This window comes from Micromonospora fluostatini, assembly GCF_050410825.1.
Lineage (GTDB): Bacteria > Actinomycetota > Actinomycetes > Mycobacteriales > Micromonosporaceae > Micromonospora > Micromonospora rosaria.
Genome location: NZ_CP191251.1, coordinates 2948343 through 2957657, shown reverse-complemented (window position 1 = coordinate 2957657; position 9315 = coordinate 2948343). Strand labels below are relative to the sequence as shown.

At 68.7% G+C, this 9315-nt stretch carries 2 protein-coding genes; both read left to right on the top strand.

From position 1 onward, the window contains the following. Positions 1-92 precede the first annotated feature (92 nt). Complete coding sequence (locus tag ACQUFX_RS12615) at positions 93-3365, top strand: non-ribosomal peptide synthetase (protein WP_428966210.1); 3273 nt, start codon at positions 93-95, stop codon at positions 3363-3365. Between the two features lie 2 nt (positions 3366-3367). Then, positions 3368-9289 carry a beta-ketoacyl synthase N-terminal-like domain-containing protein gene (locus tag ACQUFX_RS12610; protein WP_428966209.1) on the top strand — a complete coding sequence of 1974 codons (5922 nt, stop codon included), beginning with the start codon at positions 3368-3370 and terminating at the stop codon, positions 9287-9289. Positions 9290-9315 lie beyond the last annotated feature (26 nt).

Genomic DNA, 9315 nt, shown 5'->3' with positions numbered 1-9315 from the left:
CCTTCCGCGTGACGACGATCCGACCCCCCGGCACCGGCCGCCGGACACCACGGCCTGAACACCGCGTCAGTGCTAAGTAGAGAGCCTGGTTCATGGTTGACAGAGACAACATCGAGTCCATCTCCGGCCTGGCCGCGATGCAGAAGGGCATGCTCTTCAGCCACGCCGTGGACACCGGCTCGGACGCCTACGTGGAGCAGTTCGACTTCGTGATCAGCGGCGAGGTCGACGTCGAGCACATGCGTACGGCGCTCGCGGGCGTGTCCCGTACCTACAGCGCCCTGCGCACGATCTTCTCGTACCGCAACACCGACCAGCCGTACCAGATCGTGCTGAAGGAGTGGGCGCCGCAGCTCGACGTCCGCGACTACCGGGACCGGCCCGACCGGGACCGGGACGTCGAGGAGTTCAAGGTCGCCGACCGCGCGAAGGGCTTCGACCTCAGCGCGGACGTCCTGCTGCGGGCGACCCTGATCCGGCTGGCCGACCGCCGCTGGCGTCTCGTGTTCACGTTCCACCACATCATCCTGGACGGCTGGTCGCTCGGCCCGCTGTTCGGGACGCTGATGGGCTACTACGAGGAGCTGACCCGCTCCGGCTCGTTCCAGCCGCGGCCCGAGGCGCTGCCCTACCGCGACTACGTCGCCTGGTACGAGCGGCAGCTCGACGAGGACGCCCGGCGGTACTGGGCGGAGGCGTTGGAGGGCTACGAGAACGAGGCCGTGCTACCCGCGAGCCCCCGTCCCGGCGGGTACCGTGGCGCGACCCACCAGTTCACCCTCCCCGCCGAGCTGTACGAGGAGCTGAAGGGGTTCGCGCAGAAGGCCGGCGTCACCCAGAGCGCCGTCTTCCAGGCCGCCTGGGGCGTCGTGCTGCAGAAGTTCACCTACGCCGACGACGTCGTCTTCGGCAGCGTCGTGTCCGGGCGCGGCACCGAGATGACCGGCATCGGCGACGCGGTGGGGTTGTTCTGCAACACGCAGCCGGTCCGGGTGACGACCACGCAGGACCAGCACTTCACCGGGCTGTGCCGGGAGGTGCAGCAGTCCTACCTGCGGGCGAGTGCCTTCGAGCACTACGCGCTGCACGAGATCCAGAGCCTCACCCCGCTGAGGAACAAGCTGCTCAACCACGTCGTGGCCTTCGAGAACTACCCGTTGTCCGAGCAGTTGCGCGACTTCGCCGACGACACCGGTGACGGGCTCGCGTTCGACGGCGTCGAGGTCTTCGAGCGGACGAGCTACGACCTGCACATCGTGGTCAACCCCGGCCGTGACTTCGCGGTCACGTTCGCCTACAACGAGAACCACTACGCGCCGGGGTTGATCCAGGCGCTGGAGAGCTCCCTGTGCAACGTCCTCACCTCGGCGGTGCGCGACCCGCGGGTACGCGTGGCCGACATCGCCCTGTGGGACAGCCGGGCGGCGGACGCCGCAGCGCCGCAGCCGCCGCACTCCACCATGCTGGACTCGTCCGTGGTGGACGTCTTCGCCGACGTCGCCGCGACCCACCCCGAGAAGACCGCGCTGGTGTGGCGGGGCAGGGAGTTCAGCTACGCGGAGGTGGACCGCTGGTCCGACGCCGTGGCCTGGGAACTCAAGAGCCGTGGCGTGGTTCCGGGCGTGGCGGTCGGCGTGCTCGCGGACCGTCGTCCGGAGCTGGTCGTGGCGATCCTCGGACTGCTCAAGAACGGGAACTTCTACGTCCCGATCGACACCAAGGACGCCAAGCCCCGGGTGGAGTACGTCGTCACCGACGCAGGCGTGCGTGACCTGTGCACCGTGGCGGAGTTCGCCGACCGGGCGCCGGCGGCGGCCCGGGTGTTGCTCGTCGACCCGCCGACCGGGGACGTGCCGCCGTTTCCCCGGCAGCGCAACCTGAACGGCGCCACGGCGTACCTCATGTACACGTCGGGCTCCACCGGTAACCCCAAGGGTTGCAAGATCACGCACCGCAACATCCTGCGCCTCTTCGCGGACCAGGAGTTCTTCGACTTCGACGACCGCCAGGTCCTGATGTTCACCGGATCGCCCGCCTTCGACGCCAGCACGTTCGAGATCTGGGGAACGATGCTGTTCGGCGGGACCCTCGTGCTCGCCGACGAGCTCGACGTGCTCGACGGTGACCTGATGCGCGAGGCGATCAAGCGCAACGAGGTGACCGGCATGTGGCTCACCGCGCCGCTGTTCAACCAGCTCTGCGACTACGACCCGGCGATCTTCGACCGGCTCGGACACCTCGTCGTGGGCGGCAGCGCGTTGTCGGTCCAGCACCTCGCGAAGGTCCGCAGCGCCTGCCCGAGCCTGCGGATCACCAACGGCTACGGCCCCACCGAGAACACGACGTTCTCCACGACGTACCAGATCCGGGACGAGGACCTGCTCCGCGAGCGGATTCCCATCGGTCGCCCGCTGACGCACTCGTCGGCCCACGTCCTGGACCGGGGCCTCAACCCGCTGCCGCCCGGCGCGGTCGGCGAGCTGTGCGTGGGGGGTGACGGCGTGTCGACCGGGTACCACAACCGGCCGGACCTCGACCTCGCCGCCTTCGTCACGGTGCCGGCGCTCTCCAGCCGACGCCTCTACCGCACGGGTGACCTCGTCCGTGAGCTGCCCGACGGGTCGCTCGACTATCTCGGCCGCGCCGACGACCAGGTCAAGATCAGCGGCTTCCGGGTCGAGTTGGGCGAGGTCGAGAGCCTGCTCCGGTCCGTCGAGCACGTCGAGGACGCCGCCGTGATCTGCGTCGAGGTGGACGGGGAGAAGAGCCTGCGCGGCTACTACGTCGCCGGCAAGCGGATCGCGCCCGAGGTGGTGCGGCAGCAGATGGCGCAGCAGGCCGCCCCGTACATGATCCCCGCCGGGCTGGTGCAGCTCGACCGGATCCCGCTGAACAAGAGCGGCAAGGTCGACCGGACCCGGCTGGCCGAGATCCGCCCCGAGCCGGAGGCCCGCGCCGAGGCGCCGCATCTCGGACCGGTGTCCGACATGACGCGGATCCTCTTCGACATCATCGCCGACCTCGTCCCCGCCGAGTCGATCGACGTGAACCGCAACTTCTTCGACCTCGGGATCAACTCGCTCAACCTGTTGACCATCAACAACCGGCTGCGCAAGGTGTTGGACCGGAACGTGCCGCTGGTGCAGCTCTTCCAGCACACCTCCATCGCCTCCCTCGCCGCCTTCCTCGCCGTCGCGGACAGCGGCGACGACCCGACCACCGACGCCGACGACCCCGAAGCCGACGCCGAGGACGCCTTCGCCGAGCAGGAGGAGGAGCACGCCTTCTCCGCCACCGCCCTGCTGCGCGAGATCGCGGACGAAATCGCCGAGGAACTCGCCGCCGATCTTGAGAAGGAGCTCTGACCATGCCGGAGAGCAGGGCCACCAAGCGCCGCGAGACCGGACTGGAGATCGCCGTCGTCGGCATGGCCGGCCGGTTCCCGCAGGCCGAGGACATCGACCGGTTCTGGGCCAACCTGGTCGAGGGCGTCGACGCCATCTCCCGCTTCACCGACGACGAACTGCTCGGGGTGGGTGTGGCCAAGGCGGCGCTCGACGACGAGCGGTACGTCCGGGCCAAGGGTGTCTTCCCGAACATCGAGTACTTCGACGCGGAGTTCTTCAACTACGCCCCGGCCGACGCCACCCTGCTGGACCCCCAGGTCCGCGCCCTGCACGAGGAGGTCTTCCACGCCCTGGAGGACGCGGGCTACTCGGCGGAGGGGCGGCCCGAGGTCATCGGCCTGTTCCTCGGTGCGACGAACAACCTCCCCTGGGAGACGCACACCCTGACCCGGCACATCCTGGAGTCCGGGATGACGTTCACCGGCATGCAGCTCAACGACAAGGACTTCGCCGCCACCCGGATCGCGTACGCCCTGGACCTGAAGGGCCCCGCGTTCACCCTGCACACGGCGTGCTCGACCTCGTTGGTCGCCATCGACATGGCGTGCCGTAACCTGTGGACCGGGTCGTGCCAGATCGCGCTCGCGGGCGGGAGTGGGCTGACGCTGCCGCACAAGAACGGGTACCGCTACCAGGAGAACATGATCCACTCGCCGGACGGTCACTGTCGGCCGTTCGACAAGGACGCGGCCGGCACCGTCGAGGGCAACGGCGTCGGCATCGTGGTGCTCAAACGTCTGGAGACCGCGCTCCGCGACGGCGACCACGTCTACGCGGTGATCAAGGGCTCGGCGGTCAACAACGACGGGAACCGCAAGGTCGGCTACACCGCGCCGAGCATCGAGGGCCAGGCCGAGGTCATCCGCAAGGCCTACCGCGTCGCCAACGTTCCCCCCGCCGAGGTGTCCTACGTCGAGACACACGGCACCGGCACCTCGCTCGGCGACCCGATCGAGATCGAGGCGCTGCGCAAGGCGTTCGGCACGGGTGAGCCGGGCACGACCGGGCTCGGCTCGCTCAAGGCGAGCATCGGTCACCTCGACACGGGTGCCGGCGTCGCCTCCCTGATCAAGGTGTGCAAGATCCTGCAACACCGGAGCGTGCCGCGCAGCCTGCACTTCCAGGAGCTGAACCCGAACGTCGACCTCGAGGGCAGCCCGTTCTACGTCGTCGCGGAGCAGCAGGAACTGCGGCCGAAACGGTCGAAGGCCGACGAGGTGCTGCCGCTGCGCGCCGGCGTCAGCTCGTTCGGCATCGGCGGCACCAACGCGCACGTGGTGCTGGAGGAGGCACCCGAGGCGAGGCCGGCCTCGTCCAAGGGCCGGACGTACAACACGTTCGTCGTCTCGGCGACGTCCGCGGACGCTATCGGGCGGATCAAGCGGAACTTCGTCGACTACCTGGCCGCGCACCCGGACCTCGACGGCTCGGACCTGGCCTGGACCCTCCAGAACCGCCAACGCCGCCTCGCGCACCGCTACGCCGTGGAGTTCGGTGACGTCGCGCAGTTGCGGGAGCGGCTCCAGGAGTCCCTGGACGCCGACGAGCCCTCCGCGCAGGTCCACAAGAACGCGCGGCGCGACGTCTACTTCCTCTTCAGCGGTCTCGGCGCGCAGCACCTGCGCATGGCCCGCGGCCTCTACGAGACCGAACCCGACTTCCGGGCGTACCTGGACGAGTGCTTCACGATCAGCGCGGCCCAGGGCCACGAGGTGCCCCGCGAGGTCTTCTTCGGCGACTCCGTGGCGGCGGAGAAACAGCTCAACAACATCGGGACCACCCAGATCCTGCTGTTCATGCTGGAGACGTCGATGGCCCGGACGCTCATCGGGTGGGGTCTCAAGCCGAAGGGGATGATCGGGCACAGCACCGGCGAACTGGCGGCGGCCTATGTCGCTGGCGTGTTCTCGCTGGAGGACGGCATCCGCCTCGTCCAGGCCCGGGGCAGCCTGATGGACACGACGGTCGAGGGCGCGTTGACCTCCGTGCGGGCGCCGGAGGATGTCGTCCGGGGCATGCTGACCGACGAGTTGGCCATCGCCGCGGTGAACGGCCCCGAGGACTGCACCGTCTCCGGCACCCCGGGGGCCGTCGCCGAGATCGAGCGTCAGTGCGCGGAGCGGGAGATCAAGTTCTCGCACATCGAGGCCGACCACGCCTACCACTCGCAGTACATGGATTCCATCCTCGGCCGGTTCCGCGAGGTGCTGGACCAGGTGACCCTGCACCAGCCGAAGATCGCGTACCTGTCGAACGTGACCGGTACGTGGATCACGGCGGCACAGGCCACCGACCGCGACTACTACTGCTCGCACGCCCGCGAGACGGTCCGGTTCGCCGCCGGTGTCGAGGCGATCCTGGAGCGCGGCGGCACCCTGTTCGTCGAGGTCGGACCGGGCAAGTCGCTGTCGTCGTTCGTGCGCGCCATCGCCCGGGACACCGAGGTCACCACGGTGAACATGCTGCGTCACCGGATGGAGGAGATCGGGGACGGGGAGCACCTGGCCCGTGCGGTCAAGAAGCTCTGGGAAAACGGTGTCTCGCTCGACTGGAAGGCGTTCCACAAGGGTCGCCTCCCGCGCAAGGTGACGTTGCCGCTGTACCCGTTCGAGAAGGTCGAGTACCCGGTCGACATCGAACAGTTTCAGCGGCTGGTGGAGGGCCAGACCGACGGCGGCCCGCGCGTCGCGACCGTGCAGCCCGCCCGGCAGGCCGTCACCGGTCCCGTCGCCACGACCGGGCCGCTGCCCGCGTCGCGGATGGCGTGGGCACCGTCGATGCGCCCGTCGTCGACCGGGAAGGAACAGCCGAAGGTCCTGATCGTCCTGACCGACGACCGTCGTGGGATCAAGCGCGTGCTGGACGGGATCGCGCACTGGCGGACGCTGTACGTGTCGTTCGGCCCGCAGTACCGGTTCGACCGGCAATCCGGCGCGGTGGTCCGCCCCGGTCACGACGACGACCTCAAGCGGCTGCTGGACGACCTGGAACGGCACGCCCTGGCCGGTGACACGGTCGTGGTGGACCGGGCCGACTACCCGTCGCTGGTGACCACCCTGCGCGGACTCTGCGCGGCCATCCCCGACATGCGGGAACGGTGCGTGAAGGACGTCGTGGTGCTGGACACCGGGGACTTCCTGGGCGCTCGCGGCGATTTCGTGCCCCTGCTCATCGGCGCCAACCACGAGTACCCGACGTTCCGGGTCCGGGCCGTCCGGTGCGACGATTCCCTCGCCGACCGTGCCGGACGGGCGGCGTGGCGCGAACACCTCCAGACGGAGCTGGAGGCGCACCGGCCCGACGACGTCGCGGTCCGCTACGAGCGGAGTCGGCGACTCGTGCCCCGGATGGTCCCGCTGGACGGCGCCTTCGCGGCGGCCGGACGGGCGGCGCGGACGGTGGTCCTCGGTCGTCGCCGCGACATCGAGGACGTGGTGCGCGACCTGACGGGGGCGAACGCCGCCCGTACCGTCGAGATCCTGCCGTTCGACCTCGGCCCGGACTCCGCGGGGACCCGGGTCGGCGTGGTGGACGAGCGGATCACCGTGCTTCCCGTGGTCACCGGTTCCACGTGGGAGGAGCTGGCCGGCACGCTGTCGAGCGGGTTGCGTGCCCTGCCCACCGTCGACGAGGTCGTGCTCTGGGACACGCCCGGCCGGGACGGCGCCACCGACGGTCTCGACCAGCGTCGACTCCTCGGCCTGCTGACCGAGGTGAGCCGGGAGCGGCGGATTCCCTGCTACGTCCTGTCCCGGCCCGGTCTGGATCGGGACGGGTGGGACCGGCACGTCACCACCTGGTTCGCCGACAACGAGCGCGGCGGCACCGAAGCGGGCGTCACGCGGCTCTACTCGTTCGCCGACCTGCGGGAGGCCGACCGTTCGGTCCTGGACCTGTTGCCCAGGATGCGCGACGGCGGTATCCGCACGGCCTACCACGGCATGGACCTCCTCGGGGCGCAGGCGGCGGCCAAACTGGTGGACGTCGAGGTGGAGTCCGGCCGTGCCGACGAGCGGCAGGCGATCGCGGCGGTGATCGAGCGTGAGATCCGGACGCTGCTCGGCTTCAGCGAGATCGACGGCCGCGCGGACATCTTCGACATCGGCCTCGACTCGGTGAAGCTGGTGCAGTTCACCAACGCGCTGGACAGGAACGGCTACAAGGTCCTCGCCAAGGAGGTCTACAACCACCCGACGATCGCCGGGCTCGCCGCCTTCATCGAGCGGACCGTGGCGCGCGGCGGACCGGAGGACATGTCCTTCGACAGCCTCGCCGTGCTGCTGGAACAACGCCTCGGCGCGCCGTGTGTCTTCCGTGAGGTCAAGTCGGGACGGGACGAGGACACGCTCGTCGTGCTGGCCGTGGCCGGCCTGGACGACGAGCTGAAGAAGCGAGTGGTCCGGGAGTTCACCGAGCTGCGGGTGCCGACCGAGTTCGTGCCGCACTACGTGGTCGCGGGGGGCCCGGAGGAGATCGGCATGGGCCTGGACTTCGAGGCGCTCAGGGCGAGCGCGGGGCTACCGTCCTACCCGGGCGGCTACGCCGCGGTCTTCGACGAGATCGACCGCCGGCAGGAGGAGCTGCGCAGGTCCATCGGCGCCCAGCCGGTGAAGTGGACGTACCCGATCAGCGCGATGCAGAAGCAGCACTTCGCCACCGAGTCGCGCCTCCAGCTCTACCTGATCCAGCTCCGTGAGCTCGTCGACCTCGACGTGCTCCAGCAGGCGCTGTGCGACGTGATCGGGCGGCACGGGCTCATGCGCAGCTTCCTGACCCGGTCGTTCGGGCGGTTCCGGTGGAAGGAGTTCGAGGCCCCCGAGGTCATCGCGCTGCCGCGCCTGGACATGTCCGGCCTGGAGCCGCACGAGCAGGAGGAGCTGCGGGCGGAGCTGGTCAAGCGCGAGTGGAGCATGGACTTCAAGGTCGTCGACAAGCCGATGTACCAGGTCGTCCTGATCACGTACAACGACCGCTCGCACGACCTGCTGTTCCAGTTCGACCACTCGATCTTCGACGCGGCGTCCGGCCAGTTGTTCCGGGGCGACCTCCTCAAGCGCTACGAGGAGCTGATGGCCGGCACGGGTCGGGCGATGCCGATCGCCAAGAGCTACCGGCACCTGCAGGACCAGATCGCCAAGGGCCCGGTCGACATCACCTCGGACGAGTTGATCGAGAAGTTCGACCTGGTGGAGTACGTCCGGTACGCGAAGACCATCCAGGAGAGATCGGCCCGGTTCGCGAACAGCCCGATCCGGGACGTCCGCTACTCGGTCGACCTGGACCGGCTCCGGAACGCCGATGGCACCGAGCCGGACCTGTTCTACCTGGTCGTGCACCTCTACGCCCGCGTCGTCGGCCGCCTGCTCGACATCGACAAGGTGGCGCTGATCACGCTCCTGCAGTCGCGCGTGTTCGAGGACAAGGACTACTCCGAGGTGATGGGCATGGTCCTCGGCAGCCTCCCCGTGCTGGTGCCCGCCGAGCGCGACACGATGCGTGACCTCGACGGGATCATCACCGACAAGGTCCGCATGATGAACAAGAACAACGTCAGCTTCCTGAACCTGGTGCAGAACGTCCGGTCGATTGTGAAGCACCGGAAAGTACTGTCCGTGATGGGCAAAACACTCCGGCCGACGTGCTTGCTGAACTTTGTCGGAAATGTCGAGGACGAATACGACGCAATTTGGGACATGACGCTCGCGCAATTGACCGACGATCAGGCCAAACTGGACTATGCGGACTGCTACTGTGTCTCGAAGGTCGGCAACGGACGCCTGGATCTGCTCCTCCTGAGCAAGTGGGTCGAGGACCCACACGAGCTGGTCCGCATTCTGGATGACGAGGTCGAGTACCTGACTGGCCGCGTTTCCGCCGGCTAAGTGTGTGATTACCGAGGGAGGATGAT